Genomic DNA, 20,131 nt, shown 5'->3' with positions numbered 1-20,131 from the left:
CGAGGGGCTCCGCCGTTGGCCGTTCATCGCGGCCAGGCGTTGGCGATGGTGCAGAACAGCCGCGCGGTCTGTTCGGTGTCATACACCGCGCTGTGCGCTTCGTTGGCATCCCAGCCCAGCCCGGCGGCGTTGGCCGCGCGTGCCAGCACGGTCTGCCCGTAGGCGATGCCGGCCAGGGTGACGGTGTCGAACACGCTGAAGGGATGGAACGGATTGCGCTTGTGGCCAGTGCGGGCCACGGCCGCATTGACGAAGCCCAGATCGAAATGCGCGTTGTGGCCGACCAGGATGGCGCGCTGGCAGCCGTACTTTTTCATGGCCGCGCGCACCGGGGTGAAGATGTGGTCCAGCGCCGCTTTTTCTTCCTTGGCCAGCCGGAAGGGGTGGTCCAGGATGATGCCGGTCACTTCCAGCGACTTCGGATCGATTTCCAGGCCTTCGGCGGGAACCACGTGCGCGCTGGCGGTCTGGCCGGGGTAGAGCAGGCCGTTCTCGTCCATCTCGATCGGCACGGCGGCGATTTCCAGCAGCGCATTGCGCTGGCTGTCGAAGCCGCCGGTTTCCACATCGACCACCACCGGCAGGAAGCCGCGGAAGCGTTGCGACATCGCGCGCTGCGCCGGGGGTGCTACGGGAACGGAGGCGGCGTCAGCTGCGGGGGTGGGGTCATTCATGGGCGGATTCTAGCAGAGCGACCCTGAGCGCCCGGCCACGCATCGCATGGCCGGGCATTGCGCCGGAATCAGCGACGCGCCAGCACCACATCGGCGATCACGCCGGTGGCCACCGCAATCAGCACGTAGCGGCCGTCGACCTTGCGCCATTCCTGGCCGCGCGCCGGGGCGCGCAGGCCATGGTGGCGGTAGTCGCGCACGTACTCGCCGCGATGATCGTGGGCGAGCTTGTGGCCACGGCGCGGCGGATCGCGGCGGTCGTCGTGGTGATCCTTGTGCCCGTGATGGTCGTCGCGGCCACCGGCGGCATAGGGACCGGCCAGTGCAGGCGAGACGGCGGTGGCCAGCAGGGTCAGCGAAAGGGTGGCGGCAATCAGGCGCTTCATGGGGCAACTCCGGGGAGGACGTGGTCATCGAGGCCACGGATCCAGCATCGGATTTTTTTCATGAATAGGCGATTAAATCGACCGATTCTGCGGTTTCGGTGCGTATCGGCGTGTAACCGGCCAGCGCTCCAGCCACGCATCCAGGCTCAATCGTCCAGCACCGTTGAACAGCAGCGGCAGCAGCATCGCCATGAACAGCAGAGGCAGTTTGAAATTGCCAAACCCCTGGTCACTGATCGCATAGCCCATCGCCAGTTCCCCCAGCGATTGCCAGTGCATCGGCCAATGCACGGCGTAGGTGGCAACCGCGGTCAGCACCAGCAGGCTGGCGGCGGCGAAGCGGGTGCCCAGGCCGAACAGCAGGCAGGCCGCGCCGACCAGTTCGAACCAGGTGGCCAGCTGCCAGTTCACGCTGGCCGGCAACTGGTCGAAGGGAAACGGGAAGGCGTGTTGCAGCTCGGCGAACCAGTTCTGGCTCTGCAGTTTCTCGCGGCCGGATTCGAAGTACTCCCAGGCCAGCAGCACGCGGATGCCGAGCGGGGCCAACCACGGGCCGCAGCGGTCCAGCTGGCCGCGCAGGGCGGCCAGGGATGGGGTATTCATCGGGAACTCTCCTTGGGCCGATCAGGCCACGGTGGGAAGCGGGCCGATCACACCGGCCTGCAGGAACTGTTGCAGCAACGCGGTGCCGGCTGCGGTCAACGCATCGGCATCAAGCTGGTACAGGCCGGCCAGTTGTTGCAGGTACTGCTGGCCGGTGCTGCCGGGCGCCTCGGCGATCAGCATCAACAGATGGGCGGCCAAGGGGCTGAGCTGTGCGAAGCGCACCGCGCCGTCGGCATCGCGGCGGACCAGCAGGCCGGTGGGCTCGGCGGGCACGTCGGCGGGGGCATCATCGGTGCCGAGCCGGTGTACCGGCCATGCGTACAGCAGCGGCCAGGCCAGCGCAGAGCAGCGCAGGGCTTCCTGCATCGGGTCGATGCCGGATGCTGCTGGCAGCGGGTCTGCCGCGCGCTGGTACAGCTCGGTTTCCACCCATTCGTAGTGCGCCAGCTCGGCCAGCGCAGGGTGGGGCAGGTCCGGTTGCGCCTGCAGCCATTGCACGAACTCGGCCGCCACCGCAGTGAACAGTGGGGTGCGCGCGGGGTGACGGGCGAAGTAGTGGCGGACCAGCCCGGCCCAGGCCGGTTCGCCGAGCAGGCGCACGCAGACCGGGAAGCCGTTGCTCAACAGGCCCAGCAGGTTGTTGAACAGCAGGCGCTGGTACACCGCGACCCGGCGCGGGTCGAGATCGGCCGGCGCGGGTACGCGCTGCGGGTCGCGCAGATGTGCGGTGAACGCGTGCTGCTGCGCGCGCAGGCGTTCGGGCGCGTCAGCCATGTGCGCCTCCGGCGTGGGTGGTCTGCAGGCGGCGGATGGTCTGCAGTTCGCCCTGCAGTTCGGCATAGGGCGGGAAGTTGAAGTCGCGCTCCAGCAGGGTCGGGCGCGGGCCGAAGCGGGTGTAGCTGCGCTCCAGCAGTGCCCACACCGGATCGATCACCGGGCTGCCGTGGGTATCGATCTTCAGGTCCGGTGCCTCGTCCAGGTGCCCGGCCACGTGCAGGCAGACGATGCGCTGGGCCGGCAGGCCGGCGATGAACGCATCGGCATCGTAGCCATGGTTGCAGGCATTGACGTAGACGTTGTTGACGTCCAGCAGCAGGTCGCAGTCGGCCTCGGCAAGTACTGCGTTGGTGAAGGCCAGTTCATCCATCTCCGGCTGCGGGGCCAGGTAGTAGGACACGTTCTCCACCGCAATGCGGCGCCCAAGCAGGTCCTGCACGCGGGCGATGCGTGCTGCGGTGTGGCGCACCGCTTCATCGGTGAAGGGTATCGGCAGCAGGTCGTACAACTGGCCCGCGTCGCTGCAGTAGCTCAGGTGCTCGCTGTACAGCGGCACGCGGTGGCGCTCGAGGAAACGACCGACCTGCTGCAGCAGCTGGGTATCCAGCGCCGCACTGCCACCCAGCGATAACGACAGCCCATGGCAGCTCAGCGGATGGCGCCGGGCCAGTTCATCCAACGCCTCGCCGGCAGGGCCGCCGACGTTGATCCAGTTCTCCGGCGCGCACTCCAGGAAATCAAAATCGCCGGCCGGGGCATCGCGCAGGTCCTGCAGCAGCGCCCGCCGCAGGCCCAACCCCACGGCTGCCGCGGGCAGCGGCAACCGCGGGCGGACGATGCTGGCCGCAGCGTCAGTGCTTGCCACCGCACTTGCCTTCGCCGCACTTGCCTTCGGCCGCCTTCTTGCCGGCCTCGGTCTTGGCCTTGCCGTCGGCAGCGGTACCGGCAGCGGCCTTGCCCTTGTCACCGCCACACTTGCCTTCGGCGCTCTTGCCGTCCGCGCCGCACTTGCCTTCGGCGTGCTTGGCAGCATCGGCGGCCTTGGCGTCGGTGGCCTTGGCATCGCCCGATTTGGCGGCCTGGCCGGCCACCATGTAGCCCTGGGCAAGGTCGGTCATGCTCAGGGCCGAAGCACTGGCAGCCACGCCCAGGCCTGCGGCCAGTGCAGTGGCGGTCAGCAGGGACAGGGTCTTGTTGGAACTGCTCATCGGTCGTACTCCTTGGGTGGTGGGCGGGCGCCCGGGGTGGAACAACAGTGCAGCGATCCTACTCAAGGAATCTTCGCCGAAAGCTAAAATTTTGGTGAACAGTGGCGTGTATCCACCCGTGCGTGCGGTCGGGGTCGGATCCCTTTCCGCAGGAAAGGGCTCTGACCCCTCATCCACGCATGGCGTGGGATCTACCGGGCGGTGGATGGCCGCCCGTAGAAGCCCCCAAAAAAAAGGCCGCTGTCATATCGACAGCGGCCCCTTGGACCCCACTTCAGTGTTGCAGCGCGGGATCAGATGGCGTCGGTGCTGGACGTTTCGTCGCGCTTTTCACGCGGCGGCAGCGGCTGCTCGCCGTGCACCAGGAACCACACGTTCTCGGCGATGTTGGTGGCGTGGTCGCCCACGCGTTCCAGGTTCTTGGCCATGAACAGCAGGTGCGTGCACGGGGTGATGTTGCGCGGGTCTTCCATCATGTAGGTCAGCAGTTCGCGGAACAGCGCGGTGTACTGCGCGTCCAGGCGTGCGTCGTCCTGGCGCAGTTCCAGCGCGGCGTCGGCATCGTTATCGCGGTAGGCGGCGATGGCGCGGCGCACCTGCTGCGCGGCCAGCCGCCCCAGCGCACGCAGGCCCTGGATCTGCGGCAGCGGCGGCACCTTGCCCAGCGCGATGGAACGCTTGGCCACGTTGGCGGCGTAGTCGCCAATGCGCTCGATGTCGGCCGGAATGCGCAGGCCCGCGAGGATCTCGCGCAGGTCGCGGGCCATCGGGCCACGCAGCGCCAGGCGCATCACGTCGTGGCTGATCTGCTGTTCCAGCGCATCGATGGCTTCATCGTTGGCGATGATGCGATGGGCGGCGTTCTCATCGCGCTTCTCGATCACGTCCATCGACGCTTCGAGCTGGGCGACGGCCATCTCGCCCATGCGCACGATTTCGGCCACCAGACGCTGCTGTTCTTCGTCGTAGCTCTTGACGATATGGTCGTTGGGAAGATTCATGGTTGTTCCGCTCTGTAGAGTCGAGCCATGCTCGACTGACGTTATCCGTAGAGTCGAGCCATGCTCGACTGCCGTATCAGCCAAAACGACCGGTGATGTAGTCCTCGGTCTGCCGCTGCGAGGGCTGCGAGAAGATCACTTCGGTGCGGTCGTGTTCGATCAGGTCGCCCAGGTACATGAAGGCGGTGTAGTCGGACACACGCGCGGCCTGCTGCATGTTGTGGGTGACGATGACGATGGTGTACTCGTGCTTCAGCTCTTCCACCAGCTGTTCAATGCGGCTGGTGGAGATCGGGTCCAGCGCCGAGGTCGGCTCGTCCAGCAGCAGCACCGACGGGCGCAGGGCCACGGCACGGGCGATGCACAGGCGCTGCTGCTGGCCGCCGGACAGACCCAGCGCGCTCTGGTTGAGCTTGTCCTTCACTTCGTCCCACAGCGCGCCCTGGCGCAGGGCCTGTTCCACCCGGTCGGCCATGTCGGCCTTGCTCAGCTTCTCGTGGTGTCGGATGCCGTAGGCCACGTTCTCGAAGATGGTCATCGGGAACGGCACCGGCTTCTGGAACACCATGCCGACCTTGCTGCGCAGGCGGTTCATCGGGTACTTCGGCGAGAGGATGTTCTCGCCGTCCAGCAGCACTTCACCGCGCGCTTCCAGCTTCGGGTACAGCGCGTAGATACGGTTGAAGATGCGCAGCAGGGTCGACTTGCCGCAACCGGAAGGACCGATCAGCGCGGTCACGCGCTTTTCCGGAATTTCCAGGTTGATGCCCTTCAGGGCGTGGAACTTGTCGTAGTAGAAGTCCAGTCCGCGCGCGGCAAGCTTGACCGGAGCCGGCGTGTGCAGGCTCTCGTGCGAGGACGGCACGGCGATGCGCTGCATCGGCACGGCGTTGGAAAGGTCGTTCATGGCGGTATCCACGGAAAGGTCAGTCATGGGAGATACGGTTGCGCAGCAGGATGCCGCGGGCGGCAAGGCTGACCAGCAGCACGAAGACGGTCAGCACCAGGGCGCCGGCCCAGGCCAGCACCTGCCAGGATTCATACGGGCTGCCGGCGAACTGGTTCATCACCACCGGCACCGAGGCCATCGGTTGGAACACGTTGCTGTTCCAGTACTGGTTGCCGAAGGCGGTGAACAGCAGCGGTGCGGTTTCGCCGGAAATGCGGGCCAGGGCCAGCAGGATGCCGGTGATGATGCCGGCCGAGGCACTGCGGTACAGCACCTGCACGATCACCTTCCACTGCGGGATGCCCAGCGACAGGGCCGCTTCACGCATCTGCGAAGGCACCAGCCGCAGCATTTCGTCGGTGGTGCGCACCACCACCGGCAGCACGATGAAGGCCAGCGACAGCGCACCGGCGAAGGCGGAGAAGCTGCCGCCGGTCTGCATCACGTACAGGGTGTAGACGAACAGACCGAGAACGATGGACGGTGCCGACAGCAGGATGTCGTTGACGAAGCGGACCACGGTGCCGGCCTTGCGGGCGTTGCCGTACTCGGCCAGCCAGGTGCCGGCCAGCACGCCCAGCGGGGTGCCGATGCCGATCGCCAGCGCGCACATCACCGCGCTGCCGAAGAAGGCGTTGGCCAGGCCGCCTTCCTGCATGGGCGGCGGGGTCATCTTGGTGAACAGGTCCCAGTTGATGCCGGCCAGGCCCTTGGCGGCCAGGGTGAACAGGATCCAGCCCAGGAAGAACAGGCCGAACAGTGCGGTGGCGCAGGACAGCGCGATGGCAACGACATTGCCGATGCGGCGGCGCAGGTACAGCGAATCAGCGGCAGTGGACATCAGTTGCCCTCCTTGCGGGACAGGCGCATCAGCATCAGGCGGGCGATGGCCAGCACCACGAAGGTGACGATGAACAGGACGAAGCCGAGCAGCAGCAGCGCCGAGCGGTAGGTTTCGGTGGCTTCGCCGAAGTCATTGGCGATCAGCGCGGCGATGGTGGTGCCCGGTTCCAGCAGCGACGGCGACAGGCGCACGCTGTTGCCGATCACGAAGGCCACGGCCATGGTTTCGCCCAGCGCACGGCCCAGGCCCAGGAATATGCCGCCGATCACCGCAGAGCGGGTGTAGGGCAGCACGATGTCCCAGCTGACTTCCCACTTGGTGGAACCCAGCGCATAGGCCGATTCCTTCAGGCGGGTGGGCACGGTCAGGAACACTTCGCGCATCACCGAGGAAATGAACGGAATGACCATGATGGCCAGCACGAAACCGGCGGTGAGCATGCCGATGCCCAGCGGCGGGCCCTGGAACACCGGGCCGATGATCGGCCACTCGCCCAGGGTTTCATTGAGGAACGGGGTCACGTACTCGGTCATCACCGGCACCAGCACGAACAGGCCCCACATGCCGTAGATGATCGAGGGAATGCCCGCCAGCAGTTCGATGGCGGTGCCGACCGGGCCGCGCAGCCAGCGCGGGGCGACCTCGGTGAGGAAGAAGGCGATGCCGAAGCTGACCGGTACGGCGATGACCATCGCGATGAGCGCGGTGACCAGGGTGCCGTAGATCGGGGCCAGCGCACCGAACTTGTTTTCGACCGGGTTCCAGTCGGAAGAGAAGAAGAAGCTCAGGCCCTGCATCTGCAGGGCGTGGCGACCACCCCACAGCATCGACAGTGCGGCGCAGGCCAGGGCGATCAGGACGAAGATGACGGTGCCGACCAGCACCCATCGGAACAGTTTGTCGTTGCGGGCATCACGCGTGTCACGCGTGGACGGGGCGGCTACAGGCTGGGCGATGGCATTCATGGGGACGGCAGGGCCAGGAAAGGGCGGGGCGGCACGGCGTGGTAGAGACGGTGCCCGCGCAGGGCGGGCACCGTCGGGTCCATCACTTCAGCTCGGTGCCCCAGTAGGCCTCGATCTGCTTGACCAGCTCGGCCGGCAGCGGCACGTAGTGCAGCTCGTTGGCCTGGGCCTGGCCGTTTTCGAAGGCCCACTTGAAGAACGCCAGGGCGTCCTGGTTGCGCTTGGCATCCTTGGGCTGCTTCTGCATCAGCATGAAGTTGGTGGCGGTGATCGGCCAGGCCTGCTCACCCGGGGCATTGGTGATGACCAGGTTGAAGTCCTTGGCGCTGGCCCAGTCGGCGCTGGCGGCAGCCGCGGCAAAGGTTTCAGCGTTCGGCTGCACCCAGGTGCCGGCCGCGTTCTGCAGGGCGGTGTAGGGCATGGCGTTCTGCAGCGCATAGGCCAGTTCGACGTAGCCGATCGAACCCTTGATCTGCTTCACGTACGAGGCCACGCCTTCGTTGCCCTTGCCACCCACGCCGTCCGGCCACTGCACCGAGGTGCCTTCGCCGACCTTGGTCTTCCACTCCGGGCTGACCTTGGACAGGTAGTTGGAGAAGTTGAAGGTGGTGCCCGAACCGTCCGAACGGTGCACCAGGGTGATCTTGCCGTCCGGCAGGGTCACGCCCGGGTTGGCGGCGACGATGGCCGGGTCGTTCCAGGTCTTCACCTTGCCCAGGAAGATGTCGGCCAGCAGGGCGCCAGTCAGGCGCAGCTTGCCCGCCTCCAGACCTTCGATGTTCACCACCGGCACCACGCCGCCGATGGCCGAGGGGAACTGGGCCAGACCGGCCTGGGCCAGTTCGTCGCTGGCCAGCGGCTTGTCCGACGAACCGAAGTCGACGGTACCGGCCTTGATCTGGGCGATGCCGCCGCCCGAACCGATGGACTGGTAGTTGATCTTGGCGCCGGTGGCGGTGTTGTAGTCAGCCGACCACTTGGACACCAGCGGGAAGATGAACGAGGCGCCGGCGCCGGACACTTCAGCGGTCACCTTGTCGCCGGCAGCGGCCGGGGCGGCGGCTGCGTCGGCGGCCGGCTGCTGCGCGGCCTGCTTGTCGCCACCGCAGGCCGACAGGCCCAGGGCGATGGCCAGGGAAAGGGCGGCGAGGCCGGCCGAGTGCAGTTTCATGGTCACTCCATAGCGGGGTAGAGCCGACACCGTCGGCGGATGCGGCTATGAAATGATGTTTTTGTTACAGCCGTATGACGTCCATGACAGAGGTGTCGGACATCACGTTCTGACGGGGGTTTCACGGGGTGGGCGACCGCCGTGGGAGGCCCGGCGGCCCCCGGATTGCGCGGCTTGGCTTTTGTAGAGTCGAGCCATGCTCGACTGAAAGCACGGCAGTCGAGCATGGCTCGACTCTACAGAGGCGAAAAGCGCACGGCAGTCGAGCAAGCTCGACTCTACCAAACAGAAAGGCGCCAGACCCGAAGGTCCAGCGCCCGTTGGGGCCGGCGGGGGAGAGAGGACCCGCCGGCCCCCGTTCCTGCGGGGGAACGCCTTGCTACGCCACTCAGTACTTCAGGTTCTGGGTCCAGTAGGTTTCGATCTGCTTGACCAGGGTGTCCGGCAGCGGCACGTAGTCCAGCTGCTTGGCCTGTGCGTCACCGTTCTTGTAGACCCAGCGGAAGAATTCCTGGGTGGCCTTGGCGCCGGCCACGTTCTTGGGCTGCTTGCGCACCAGGATGAAGTTGGTGGCGGTGATCGGCCACGCCTCGGCGCCCGGGGCGTTGGTCATGACCAGGTAGAAGTCCTTGGCGCTGGCCCAGTCGGCGCTGGCGGCAGCGGCCGAGAACGAGGCGTCGGACGGCTGCACGATCTTGCCGGCAGCGTTCTTCATCGCCGCGTAGGACATCTTGTTCTGCAGCGCGTAGGACAGTTCGACATAACCGATGCCGCCCTTGATCTGCTTCACGTAGGCGGCCACGCCTTCGTTGCCCTTGCCGCCGATGCCGGCCGGCCACTGCACCGAGGTGCCTTCACCGACCTTGCTCTTCCACTCCGGGCTGACCTTGGACAGGTAGTTGACGAAGTTGAAGGTGGTGCCCGAGCCGTCCGAACGGTGGACGATGGTGATCTTGGCGTTGGGCAGGGTCAGGCCGCTGTTCAGGGCAGCAATGGCCGGGTCGTTCCAGGTCTTGATCTTGCCCAGGAAGATGTTGGCCAGGGTCGGGCCGTCCAGCTTCAGCGCGCCCGGGGCAACGCCGGCCACGTTGATCACCGGCACCACGCCGCCGATCACCGACGGGAACTGGGCCAGGCCGGCGGCCGCCAGTTCTTCCGGCTTCAGCGGGGCGTCGGAGGAGCCGAAGTCCACGGTGGCCGCCTTGATCTGGGCAATGCCGCCGCCCGAACCGATCGACTGGTAGTTCACCTTCTTGCCGGTGGCGCCGCTGTAGTCGGCCGACCACTTGGACATGACCGGGTAGATGAACGATGCGCCCGCGCCGGTCACATCGGCGGCATTGGCGGCAAACACGGACGATGCGGCCAGGATGGCGACAGCGGCGCGCGACTTGAAGGCGTGGATCACGGGAGAGACTCCTGGGGTGGTCGAAGGGCGGCTGCCCGACGTTTCGGTGCACATTCCATAACGGTTGCGTGACACCCCGGCGTCTGTCACATGACGCATCCGTGACAGCGCGTGTGGCCGTGGCGGCAACAAAAAAAGGCACGGCCGAAGCCGTGCCTTGGGTACGCGCAGCGCGGGGCGCCGCAACGCTTGCCGCTTACCAGAAGAACTGGGCGCGTGCTTCCAGGATGTTCGGATCGTCGTTGACGAAGCCGCGGGCGCTGGAGCTGTACTTCTTGCTGTCCACCATCACGTAGTTCAGCATCAGCTTGAAGTTCGAACGCCAGTACCAGTTGGCGCCGACGGTCCAGATGTCCATCTTGCCGCCCAGCACGCCATCGACGATCGGCGGACGACCGGCCACCGGGTTGGCGCTCAGGTTGCCGTCGTTCAGATCCATGTGGTCGTAGCGCACGCCCAGCTGCCACTGGCCGCTGGCCGGGTTGTCCGGCAGGCCGGTGCCCGGGGTGCCGCCCTTGTAGCTCCAGGTTTCGCCGGTCACGTTCCACACGCCGCTGACGTAGTAGCCGTCGCTGGTGTAGTTGTCGTGGTCATAGCGCTTGGCCTTGCTGCTGTAGTACTCGGCCTGGGCCTTGAACGGGCCCTGGAAGTACATGGCTTCGGCGCCGACGGTGCTGACGCGGTCGGTGTCGGTCATGTTGCCGCTGTCGACCAGGCGCGCGGTGGCCAGGTCGGCGTTGGGGCGGGCACGCACGCGCAGGGTGTCGGCGTCGGCGTCGTAGTCCACATAGCTCAGGCCGAAGTGCAGCACCTGGCCCTTGTCGTTGATCGGCGCCCAGGTACCGCGTGCACCGTAGCCGCTGCCGTGGGCCAGGTTGCGGGTCAGCTCGCGGCCGAAGGCGCTGGCGGTCACCGACCAGTTGTCCTGGCCGTAGCTGTAGGCACCGCCCAGGCGACGGGCGACGGCGTAGGTGTTGGTTACCGCGGCCTTGGAAATGAAGTCGTTGTTCTTGGTGCTGGACAGTTCTTCCAGGCTGTTGGGCTGCTTGAACTGGCCCAGCTGCAGGAAGTGGCTGCTGTTGCCGGCCAGCTTGTACTTCACGTTGGTGTCCAGGAACTTGTCGGCCTTGGCGTCGTAGCCCACCACCCATTCCACGTTGCCCGGGCCCTTGCCCTTCAGCACCAGCTCGGCGCGGCGCAGTTCGAATTCGCTGTCCTTGCCGTTGCCGGCGTCACCGCCGTTGAGGTCCACGACATCATTGTCGAACCAGTTGCCGTCGGCCTGGACCAGGCCTTCGAAGGTGATTTCCGAACCGCCGATCACATCGATGGCGACTTCAGCGTGGGCAGCCGGCACATACAGCGCAGCAGCCACGGCCACCGTCAGGAGTTGGTGATGCAGTTTCATGGGAAGGAGCCTTGCAGGCAGGTGGGAAGATGCGCGCAGGCTAGAAGGTGAAGATTGCGTAAATGTGACAGTTCACGCACAAGTGCACGCCCCGCCGCGGCAGGGCCTGCCGATGTAAACGCTTGCATGTGACGCTGCGGTTGCGCCCCGATTGCAGTAGATCCACGCCACGCGTGGATGCTTTTCTGTGGCGGGTCAGAGCCCTTTCTGCGAAAGGGATCCGACCCTGGGTGCACGCCCCGATTGCAGTAGATCCACGCCACGCGTGGATGCCTTTCGGTGGCGGGTCAGAGCCCTTTCTGCGAAAGGGATCCGACCCTGGCGATGCACGCCTACGCCGCGGTTTTCTCCTTGAACCGGCACAGATCGGCAATCACGCAGCCCGGGCAATCCGGCTTGCGTGCCTTGCACACATACCGTCCGTGCAGGATCAGCCAGTGGTGCGCATCGAGCAGGAACTCGGCCGGAATGGCCTTCACCAGCCGGTCTTCGACCTCGCGCACGTTCTTGCCCGGTGCCAGCCCGGTGCGGTTGGCCACGCGGAAGATGTGCGTGTCCACTGCCATCACCGGTTCGCCAAACGCGGTGTTCAGCACTACGTTGGCGGTCTTGCGGCCCACGCCGGGCAGTGCTTCCAGCGCGTCGCGGTCGCGCGGCACCTCACCGCCATGCTTCTCCAGCAGGATCGCGCAGGTGGCGATCACGTTCTTCGCCTTGGCGTTGAACAGGCCGATCGTGGCGATGTACTTCTTCAGGCCTTCTTCGCCCAGCGCCAGGATCGCCGCCGGCGTATTGGCCACCGGAAACAGGCGGCGGGTGGCCTTGTTCACGCCCACGTCGGTGGCCTGCGCGGACAGCGCCACTGCCACCAGCAGCTCGAACGGTGTGCTGTATTCCAGTTCGGTCTTCGGGTGCGGGTTGAGTTCGCGCAGGCGGGTGAACATTTCCACCACGTCGGCGCGCGGCATCACGCTGCCGCGGCGCGCCGGTGCGCGCGGGGTCTTCTTCGCGGTGGCCATTACTGTTCCTTGCCTGCCGCGCGGGCCTTGGCCCGGGCCAGGATCGCGGCCGCGGCGGAGGGCAGGGCGGGTTTCACATCCGGCGCCGGGGCCGGCATGCGGCGGGCATCGCGTTCGGCCTCGCGCCGGGCCAGGCGCACCGCACGGTCGCGATAGCGTTCGCGCGCGGCCCACGCCCGCTGCAGCTGCTGCTGCGCCTGCAGCAGGCGTTGCGGAAGGTCGGGGTGCTCGGGCAGCAGGCGCGCATCGTCGGCGCCGGCCACGTAGTCCATCAGCCCTGCCTGCAGCGCGCCATCGAGATCGTCTGCCTGGACCCGGGCAAACAGTTGCACGGGATTGGGTCGGGATGCCATGGCGTCAGCGGTTCTGGAAGGCCGGCGGGCGGCGCTGCAGGAACGCGCTGGTGCCTTCGCGCATGTCCTCGGTGGCGAACAGCAGGCCGAACTGCGCGCTCTCGTATTCCAGACCGGATTCCAGGCTGCATTCGCCGCCTACGTGCACCGCGTCCAGCAGACCGCGCAGGGCCAGCGGCGCCGATTGCGCAAGCTGCTGCGCCACGGCCTGCACGCGCGCGTCCAGCGCATCGGCGGGCACCACTTCATTGACGATGCCCAGCGCCAGCGCACGGGCGGCGTCAATCGGGGTGCCCAGCAGGCACAGCTCCAGGGTGGCGGCGCGCCCGCACAGGCGCAGCAGGCGCTGGCTGCCGCCGAAGCCGGGAATCAGCCCCAGGTTGATCTCTGGCTGGCCCACCTTGGCCGTATCGGCGGCGATGCGCAGGTGGCAGGCCATGGCCAGTTCCAGCCCGCCGCCCAGTGCGAATCCGTTCACCCGGGCGATCACCGGCTTGGGCATGCGCTCGATCTGGCGCATCAGCTGCTGGCCCAACAGCGAGAAGTCACGTCCCTGAACCGCACTGAGGGTGTTCATTTCCCCGATATCGGCCCCGGCCACGAAGGCCTTGGGGCCGGCCCCGGTCAGCACCACCACCCGCACCGCAGGCTCGGCCGCCGCAGCGCTGAACGCCTGGGCCAGCGCCTGCAGGGTGGCGGCGTTGAGGGCGTTGAGCTTTTCCGGGCGCTGCACGGTGATCGTGCGGATGGCGCCCTCATCGGCCACGGTAACGGGGTGATCGGCGGGGGCTGGGGCCACGGAAAACTCCTGAAACGTTAAAAAAAAGTGAGATTGAACTCTTGAAACGCAGACAGGTCATAGCCTGCGTGGTCAGTGGCGGTTCCACCTTATGGCCGCTATCCTAACCCGTCGCCTCAGGGCGGCGCAGAACGTCCCTGAGTTACCACCCCTGGAGAACTGTTTGATGAAGTTGCGTTCTATCGCGGTCGCCGTCGCGGCCCTGGCCCTGACGGGCAATGCCTTCGCCCAGGACGTCTCGTCCGAAAAGGGCAAGCTGAGCTACTACTTCGGTTACGACTACGGCAACAACCTGGCAGAGCTGACCGCCCGCGGTGAGCAGCTGGACATCAACTCGGTGGTGAAGGGTCTGCAGGACGCCTACGCCAAGAAGCAGCCGGCCATCACTGCCGAGCAGCTGAAGCCGGCCGTTGAAGCGTTCCAGAAGCGCGAGCAGAGCCGTGCCCAGGCTGCCAAGGCCGAGTACGAAAAGGCTGCTGCCGAAAACAAGACCAAGAGCGACCAGTTCGTTGCGGCCAACAAGGCCAAGGCGGGCGTGCAGTCGCTGCCGAGCGGTGTGCAGTACCGCGTGATCGAAGCCGGCAAGGGTGCCAAGCCGACCCAGGCCAGCACCGTGCAGCTGGAAGTGGCCGGCCCGTACCCGTTCGGCCAGCGTCCGACCGAAGCCCGCCCGGCCCAGCAGATTCCGTCGATCAAGGTCAGCGAAGTCGAAATGAAGGCCATGCGCGAGACCCTGCTGCAGATGCCGGCAGGCTCGAAGTGGGAAATCACCCTGCCGCCGGACCAGGCGTACGGTGCCGACCCGCGTACCGGCTTCCCGCCGAACGTGGCGGTGCAGTTCGAAGTGAAGCTGGTCAGCGTCAAGTAAATCGAAGTTGTGAAACGAACGCGCCGGTGGCTTCCACCGGCGCGTTTTTTATTGGAACGCCACGCGGTGGCCACCACTGCCCCAAGCGCTGCCATTCGCGCTACTGTTGCAGGGGTGCAAACTATGGAAGAAACGGCGCGTGTTGTCGCAAGCCCCTGCATCGGCGTGTGCAAGCTGGACCTGGCCCGTCTGTGTTCCGGCTGCGGGCGCAGCCTCGACGAAATCGCACGGTGGTCGTCGATGAGCGACGGCGAACGCGACCACGTGCTGCACCGGGTGCTGCCCCTGCGCGAACAACTGCAGCACGCGCTGCGTGGCTCGCTGGCCGATCACGAACGCCTGCTGCGCGCGCTGCACCCGCTGGCCGAGCCGCCGCAGGGCGATGGCTGGAACCGCAGCGAACTGATCGACCTGTTGCCGCCCGGCCCTGCGGTGGAGGCAGCCGTGCTGGCCGGCATCGTGCCGCGTGCCAACGGCGCCCAGGTCATCCTGACCCGCCGCACCGAAACCCTGCGCCAGCATGGTGGCCAGGTCGGTTTTCCCGGCGGGCGCACCGAGCCGGACGACCGCGACGCACTGGCGGCGGCGCTGCGCGAAAGCCAGGAAGAAATCGCGTTGGCGCCCTCGCAGGTGCAGGCGCTGGGCTATCTGGACCCCTTCGTGACCATTACCGGTTACCGGGTCACGCCGGTGGTGGCGGTGATCGATCCCGACTTCGTACCCGTTGCCCAGCCCAGCGAAGTGGCCGAAGTCTTCGAAGTGCCGCTGGATTACCTGATGGCGCCGGACAACCTGCACCAGGTCGAAATCAACCACCGTGGGCGCGTGCGCCACGTGCTGGAATACGGCTGGCCCGGCCAGCGGATCTGGGGCGCCACCGCGGCCATCCTCTACAACCTGCGCCGCCGCCTGGAGCAAGTGACATGACGCAGAACGATACGACGTGGACCACCCTGGTCGATGTGCCCCGTCTGGCCGCCGCGCTGGGCCAATCGGTACGGGTGGTCGATGCCCGCGCCACCGCCAGCACGGCCGTGTGCGTGGTCGATGCGCGCGCATCGCTGGCCGATCCGCAGGCCGGGGCAGCGCAGTACGCCGCCGGGCATATCCCCGGCGCCGTGCATGCCGATCTGAACCAGGATCTGTCCGACCTGGGCCGCAGCGGCCACGGTCGCCACCCCTTGCCGGACAGCGATGCGTTTGCGGCCAGGCTGGGGCAGTGGGGCATCGCCCCCGATACCCAGGTGGTGGTCTACGACGGCAGCGATGGCAGCATGGCCGCCGCGCGCCTGTGGTGGCTGCTGCGCCTGATCGGCCACACCCGCGTGGCCGTGCTCGACGGCGGACTGGCCGCCTGGCAGGCCGCCGGCCAGCCGCTGGCCACCGGGCGCAGTGACGTGCCTGCGCAGCCGCCGTATCCGGGCCGTTTCGACACCACCCAGGTGGCCAGCGCCGATGAGATCGCCGCCCGTTTGAAGCACGCCCCCGGCTGGCTGGTGGACGCCCGCGCCGGCGAGCGCTTCCGGGGCGAGGTGGAGCCGTTGGACCCGGTGGCCGGGCACGTGCCCGGCGCGGTCAACCGCCCGTTCGCGCTTAACGTGGCCGACGGTCGCCTGCGCGATGCGCAGGAACTGCGTGCCGAACTGCAGAGCGTGATCGGCAGCCAGGACCCGCAGCGGGTGGTGCTGATGTGTGGCTCGGGCGTAACCGCCTGCCACCTGCTGCTGGCCATGGAAAGCGCCGGCCTGAGCGGCGCACGCATCTACGCCGATTCCTGGAGCGGCTGGGTAAGCGACAGCAGCCGCCCGGTCGCCACCGGCGCGTAACCGCATCGGGGTCGGATCCGTTTCCCAACGGGAAACGGCTCTGACCCCAGCGCAGCAACGCAGTCGAGCATGGCTCGACTCTACAAGAGCACGTTCCGATCGATTCGACCCCCAATCAGGGGTCAGAGCCCGTTGCGCCGCAACGGGATCTGACCCCAGATCCATGGCCACCGGGAAACTGTCGAAGGCGAGGTGGGTCCGGTTGCGGGGGCGTGAGCCGCATGGATGCGGCGACCGAGCTTACATGGACGTACTTGCAGCGTCCCCCGCAACCGGACCCACCTCGCCTCCCACGGAAAGCCCGCTTTTGACGTTGCCGTTGCCGTTGCCGTTGCCTCGGCAGGTGCAGGGCGCAGCCCTGCCAGTTACTCCCCCAACCCCTGCAGCGGCACCTTTGCCAGCACGCGTGCCCAGGGGAACAAGGGGCCGGGATCGCGCTTACGCGCCACCGTCAGTGTTGGATCATCGCTGGCCGGTACCTGTTCCAGGTCCAGCTGGTCATGCCCGGCAATCTGCTGCAGCGACGGATAGCGCGCCACCAGCGCCTGCAGCAGGGTCTCCAGCGCGTCCAGCTGCGCCTCGGTGTACGGCTCGTCCATCGCCTGGTGGCGGCTGTCGAACCAGTGCGGGTAACGCCCGGTATTGACCAGTTCGATGCCCACCGTGTCCGCGTTCATGCCGCGCACGTGGTGGGCGATCCGCTCCGGCGCCACGTACTGCACCACGCGGCCGTCGCGGTCGATGTAGAAATGCCCGCTGTTGCCCGCGCCGCTGTCATACAGCACGCGCTCGCCGTACTCGCGGGCCATGGCCAGGTCGGGCAGTTCGGTGCAGTGGATGACCACCATGCGCAGGCTGGCCGGGTCACGCAGGGGCAGGCGGTCGTGGTAGGGCAGCGGCTGCAGCTGCAGGCCGGGCAGGAGCGGGTTGGGCATGCGGCGATGCTAGCATTGCGCGATGAACCTGCCTTCCCGATTGTCGTCGAACCCCCGTGCAGGTGCGCGCGCATGAGCCGCGGCCACTGCATCCTGTCCCATGGTTTCGAGAGTGGCCCCGAGGCGACCAAGGTCACCGCGCTGGCCGAAGTGGCCCAGCGCCTGGGCTGGACCCACGAGCGCCCCGACTACACCGACCTGGACGCGATGAGCCAGGTCAGCCGCGTGGGCGACGTGCGTACCCGCCTGCAGCGTCTGGTGGAACGGGCCGCCGCGGCCGCCGCGCAGGGGCCGGTGGTGCTGGCCGGCTCCAGCCTGGGCGCCTACATCTCCGCGATTGCCTCGCTGCAGGTGCCGGTGGCCGGCCTGTTCCTGATGGTGCCGCCCACCACCATGGGCCCGATGCCGGCCCTGGACGCGGCCGCCGTGCCGATCAGCGTGGTCCAGGCCTGGCACGATGACGTGGTGCCCGCCGCCGGGGTGATCGCCTGGGCGCAGGCGCGCTCGGCGCAGCTGCTGCTGGTGGACGATGGCCACCGCCTGGAACACCACGTGGCGGCCTCCGCGCAGGCCTTCGAGCGGCTGCTGCAGCAGCTGTGAAGCCCGGGCGCACGGCGCGCCCGCCCGCATTGACTACAATGGCAGCCCCGCCGCCCCCGGCGCGGGGCTGCTGGCCGTTTCCGCGGCCCTCCCTTCCGAAAGGCCTGGCGCTCGCGCCGTGCCCGTCACCTGCGAATCGATCCCGTGAAATTCTTCGTCTCCTGCGCCAAGGGCCTGGAATACCTGCTTGCCGACGAACTGTCGGCCCTGGGCCTTGGCAAGGCCACCGCCACCATCGCCGGCGTCAATGCCGAGGGCGAACTGGCGCAGGCCCTGCGCATCGTGATGTGGTCGCGCCTTGCCAGCCGCGTGCTGTGGCCGATCGACGAGTTCGACTGCCCGGACGAGCAGGCCCTGTATGACGGCGTGCGCGCCCTGCCGTGGCACGAGCACATCAAGCCGGAGATGACCCTGGCGGTGGACGCCCACGTTTCCGGCGACAAGATCACCCACGCGCGCTTTGCCGCGCAGCGGATCAAGGACGCCATCGTCGACCGCATGCGCGACGAAGGCCTGGAACGGCCGTCGGTGAACACCGATCTGCCCGATGTGCGCGTGAACCTGTCGCTGCGCAAGGGCCGTGCCTCGCTGTCGATCGACCTGGGCGGTGGCCCGCTGCACCGCCGTGGTTGGCGCGGTGCCGCCCACGAGGCGCCGCTGAAGGAAAACCTGGCCGCCGCGCTGCTGCTGCGCGCGCAGTGGCCGCGCCTGCATGCCGCCGGTGGTGGCCTGCTGGACCCGATGTGCGGCAGCGGCACGCTGCTGATTGAAGGTGCGCTGATGGCCGCCGACGTCGCCCCCGGCCTGATGCGCCACGGCAGCCTGCCGCCCAGCCGTTGGCTGGGCTTCGACAAGGCGGCCTGGAAGGCGATCCAGACCGACGCACGCGACCGCGAAGCGGCCGGTCTGGCGGCCCTGAAGCCGGTCATCCACGGCAGCGACATCGACCCGGTGGCGATCCAGGCCGCGCGCGAGAATGCCGAAGTGGCAGGCGTGGCCCACGCGATCCGCTTCACCCGCGCCGACGTGGCCGACCTGGCCGCGCCGGAACAGGAGATCGGCGCGGTGGTCTGCAACCCGCCGTACGACGAGCGCCTGGCGGCCGACCCGGCCCTGTACCGCGCGCTGGGCAACGCCCTGCAGAAGGCGGTGCCGCAGTGGCGCGCCAGCCTGCTGTGTGGCAACGACGAACTGGCCTTCGCCACCGGCCTGCGTGCGTCCAAGAAGTACCAGATGTTCAATGGTGCGCTGGAATGCGCGCTGATCGTCTGCGACCCGATTGCGGTGCCCGGCCGCGATCCGGCACAACCGCGCGAGCTGAGCGAAGGCGCGCAGATGGTGGCCAACCGCCTGCGCAAGAACCTGAAGAAGTTCAAGAGCTGGCGCGCGCGCGAGGACATCACCTGCTTCCGTGCCTACGATGCCGACCTGCCGGAATATGCAGCGGCCATCGATGTGTACGAAGAAGACGGTGGCCAGCGCCGCACCTTCCTGCATGTGCAGGAATACGCGGCACCGGCGGCGATTCCGGAAAACGATGTGCGCCGTCGCCGCAACGAACTGCTGGCCGCGGCCCGCGAGGTGTTCGGCGTGCCGCCCGAACAGGTGTCGATGAAGTCGCGCGAGCGCGGCAAGGGCGGCAGCAAGTACGGTCGTTTCGAGCAGCGCGACGAGTTCATCGTGGTGCGCGAGAACAACGCACTGCTGCAGGTGAACCTGTTCGATTACCTCGATACCGGCCTGTTCCTGGACCACCGTCCGCTGCGCCGCATGATGGCCGAGCAGGTGCGTGGCAAGCGCTTCCTCAACCTGTTCTGCTACACCGGCGTGGCCAGCGTGCAGGCGGCGGTGGCCGGTGCGGCCAGCACCACCAGCGTGGACCTGTCGGCCACCTACCTGCAGTGGTGCTACGACAACCTGGCGCTGAACGGGCAGGGCGGCAACCAGCACCTGCTGGTGCAGGCCGATGCGATGGCCTGGCTGGAAGGCGATCGCGGCCAGTACGACGTGATCTTCTGTGACCCGCCGACGTTCTCCAACTCCGCGCGTGCCGATGACTTCGACGTGCAGCGCGAGCAGTTGAAGCTGCTGCGCGCGGCCGTGGCGCGGCTGGCGCCCGGTGGCGTGCTGTATTTCTCCAACAACTTCCGCCGCTTCAAGCTGGAAGAGAACGCCATCGCCGAATTCGCCCAGTGCCGCGAGATCACCGCACGCACGATTGGTCCGGATTTCGAGCGCAACGCGCGCATCCACCGCGCGTGGGAACTGAAGCGGGTGGGTTGAACCCCCGCCTGGGGTCGGAGCCCCTGCGCTGCGCGCACGGGATCCGGCCCC

Annotated in this window: 22 protein-coding genes; 5 read left to right on the top strand and 17 right to left on the bottom strand. The window is 67.4% G+C overall.

Annotated elements, in window-relative coordinates:
• Positions 1-23 precede the first annotated feature (23 nt).
• The 16 genes from rnt to AC06FA_RS02585 all read right to left on the bottom strand — a co-directional run bounded on the left by rnt (position 24) and on the right by AC06FA_RS02585 (position 13,535).
• A complete protein-coding gene (gene rnt / locus AC06FA_RS02660) occupies positions 24-674 on the bottom strand; it encodes a ribonuclease T (protein WP_478066995.1) in 651 nt (216 codons plus the stop codon).
• Positions 675-742: 68 nt separating this feature from the next.
• Positions 743-1,060, bottom strand: coding sequence for an RcnB family protein (locus AC06FA_RS02655; protein ID WP_478066994.1), 318 nt, complete (start codon positions 1,058-1,060; stop codon positions 743-745).
• 72 nt (positions 1,061-1,132) lie between these two features.
• On the bottom strand, positions 1,133-1,663 hold the full coding sequence (locus AC06FA_RS02650) for an HvfX family Cu-binding RiPP maturation protein (RefSeq protein WP_478066993.1): 531 nt from the start codon (positions 1,661-1,663) through the stop codon (positions 1,133-1,135).
• A gap of 21 nt (positions 1,664-1,684) precedes the next feature.
• Complete coding sequence (locus tag AC06FA_RS02645) at positions 1,685-2,440, bottom strand: HvfC family RiPP maturation protein (protein WP_478066992.1); 756 nt, start codon at positions 2,438-2,440, stop codon at positions 1,685-1,687.
• Positions 2,433-3,308, bottom strand: a complete 876-nt coding sequence (locus tag AC06FA_RS02640; protein WP_478066991.1) for an HvfB family MNIO-type RiPP peptide maturase — start codon at positions 3,306-3,308, stop codon at positions 2,433-2,435. The genes AC06FA_RS02645 and AC06FA_RS02640 overlap by 8 nt, the downstream gene beginning before the upstream one ends.
• Positions 3,295-3,651, bottom strand: a complete 357-nt coding sequence (locus tag AC06FA_RS02635; protein WP_478066990.1) for a hypothetical protein — start codon at positions 3,649-3,651, stop codon at positions 3,295-3,297. Before AC06FA_RS02635 ends, AC06FA_RS02640 begins: the two co-directional genes overlap by 14 nt.
• Before the next feature lie 293 nt (positions 3,652-3,944).
• Entirely contained in the window at positions 3,945-4,652 is a 708-nt protein-coding gene (gene phoU, locus AC06FA_RS02630) for a phosphate signaling complex protein PhoU (RefSeq protein ID WP_108752631.1), read from the bottom strand.
• Positions 4,653-4,728: 76 nt separating this feature from the next.
• A complete protein-coding gene (gene pstB, locus AC06FA_RS02625) occupies positions 4,729-5,559 on the bottom strand; it encodes a phosphate ABC transporter ATP-binding protein PstB (protein WP_108757682.1) in 831 nt (276 codons plus the stop codon).
• 19 nt (positions 5,560-5,578) lie between these two features.
• Positions 5,579-6,442 carry a phosphate ABC transporter permease PstA gene (gene pstA, locus AC06FA_RS02620; RefSeq protein WP_478066989.1) on the bottom strand — a complete coding sequence of 288 codons (864 nt, stop codon included), beginning with the start codon at positions 6,440-6,442 and terminating at the stop codon, positions 5,579-5,581.
• Entirely contained in the window at positions 6,442-7,410 is a 969-nt protein-coding gene (pstC, locus tag AC06FA_RS02615; RefSeq protein ID WP_108749106.1) for a phosphate ABC transporter permease subunit PstC, read from the bottom strand. The genes pstA and pstC overlap by 1 nt, the downstream gene beginning before the upstream one ends.
• A gap of 82 nt (positions 7,411-7,492) precedes the next feature.
• Positions 7,493-8,581: a phosphate ABC transporter substrate-binding protein PstS gene (pstS, locus tag AC06FA_RS02610; RefSeq protein ID WP_312707228.1), complete on the bottom strand. Its 1,089-nt coding sequence runs from the start codon at positions 8,579-8,581 to the stop codon at positions 7,493-7,495.
• Positions 8,582-8,969: 388 nt separating this feature from the next.
• Positions 8,970-9,989 (bottom strand): phosphate ABC transporter substrate-binding protein PstS, encoded by a 1,020-nt coding sequence (pstS, locus tag AC06FA_RS02605; RefSeq protein WP_108749108.1) that lies wholly within the window; start codon positions 9,987-9,989, stop codon positions 8,970-8,972.
• A 196-nt stretch (positions 9,990-10,185) separates the two neighbouring features.
• Complete coding sequence (locus AC06FA_RS02600) at positions 10,186-11,397, bottom strand: OprO/OprP family phosphate-selective porin (protein ID WP_108755804.1); 1,212 nt, start codon at positions 11,395-11,397, stop codon at positions 10,186-10,188.
• 332 nt (positions 11,398-11,729) lie between these two features.
• Entirely contained in the window at positions 11,730-12,416 is a 687-nt protein-coding gene (gene nth, locus AC06FA_RS02595; protein ID WP_312707224.1) for an endonuclease III, read from the bottom strand.
• Positions 12,416-12,769, bottom strand: coding sequence for a hypothetical protein (locus tag AC06FA_RS02590; RefSeq protein ID WP_478066988.1), 354 nt, complete (start codon positions 12,767-12,769; stop codon positions 12,416-12,418). The genes nth and AC06FA_RS02590 overlap by 1 nt, the downstream gene beginning before the upstream one ends.
• 4 nt (positions 12,770-12,773) lie before the next feature.
• Positions 12,774-13,535 carry an enoyl-CoA hydratase/isomerase family protein gene (locus AC06FA_RS02585; protein ID WP_478067113.1) on the bottom strand — a complete coding sequence of 254 codons (762 nt, stop codon included), beginning with the start codon at positions 13,533-13,535 and terminating at the stop codon, positions 12,774-12,776.
• 199 nt (positions 13,536-13,734) lie between these two features.
• Here AC06FA_RS02585 and AC06FA_RS02580 point away from each other — a divergent pair, with 199 nt between their 5' ends.
• The 3 genes from AC06FA_RS02580 to AC06FA_RS02570 all read left to right on the top strand — a co-directional run bounded on the left by AC06FA_RS02580 (position 13,735) and on the right by AC06FA_RS02570 (position 16,262).
• Positions 13,735-14,436: an FKBP-type peptidyl-prolyl cis-trans isomerase N-terminal domain-containing protein gene (locus AC06FA_RS02580; RefSeq protein WP_478066987.1), complete on the top strand. Its 702-nt coding sequence runs from the start codon at positions 13,735-13,737 to the stop codon at positions 14,434-14,436.
• A 123-nt stretch (positions 14,437-14,559) separates the two neighbouring features.
• Complete coding sequence (locus tag AC06FA_RS02575) at positions 14,560-15,363, top strand: CoA pyrophosphatase (protein WP_478066986.1); 804 nt, start codon at positions 14,560-14,562, stop codon at positions 15,361-15,363.
• Complete coding sequence (locus AC06FA_RS02570; protein WP_478066985.1) at positions 15,360-16,262, top strand: sulfurtransferase; 903 nt, start codon at positions 15,360-15,362, stop codon at positions 16,260-16,262. Before AC06FA_RS02575 ends, AC06FA_RS02570 begins: the two co-directional genes overlap by 4 nt.
• Before the next feature lie 365 nt (positions 16,263-16,627).
• Here the strand turns inward: AC06FA_RS02570 and AC06FA_RS02565 are convergent, their stop codons facing one another.
• A complete protein-coding gene (locus tag AC06FA_RS02565) occupies positions 16,628-17,197 on the bottom strand; it encodes an N-acetylmuramoyl-L-alanine amidase (RefSeq protein ID WP_478066984.1) in 570 nt (189 codons plus the stop codon).
• Positions 17,198-17,269: 72 nt separating this feature from the next.
• Between AC06FA_RS02565 and AC06FA_RS02560 the strand changes: the two genes are divergently transcribed.
• Positions 17,270-17,797: an alpha/beta hydrolase gene (locus tag AC06FA_RS02560; protein ID WP_478066983.1), complete on the top strand. Its 528-nt coding sequence runs from the start codon at positions 17,270-17,272 to the stop codon at positions 17,795-17,797.
• A gap of 144 nt (positions 17,798-17,941) precedes the next feature.
• Positions 17,942-20,080, top strand: coding sequence for a bifunctional 23S rRNA (guanine(2069)-N(7))-methyltransferase RlmK/23S rRNA (guanine(2445)-N(2))-methyltransferase RlmL (gene rlmKL, locus AC06FA_RS02555; protein WP_478066982.1), 2,139 nt, complete (start codon positions 17,942-17,944; stop codon positions 20,078-20,080).
• Positions 20,081-20,131 lie beyond the last annotated feature (51 nt).

The sequence above is a fragment of the Stenotrophomonas sp. Steno-C17 genome, from assembly GCF_056393165.1.
Note: the sequence above shows the minus strand (reverse complement) of the source record. Positions and strands in the feature narration are given on the sequence as shown.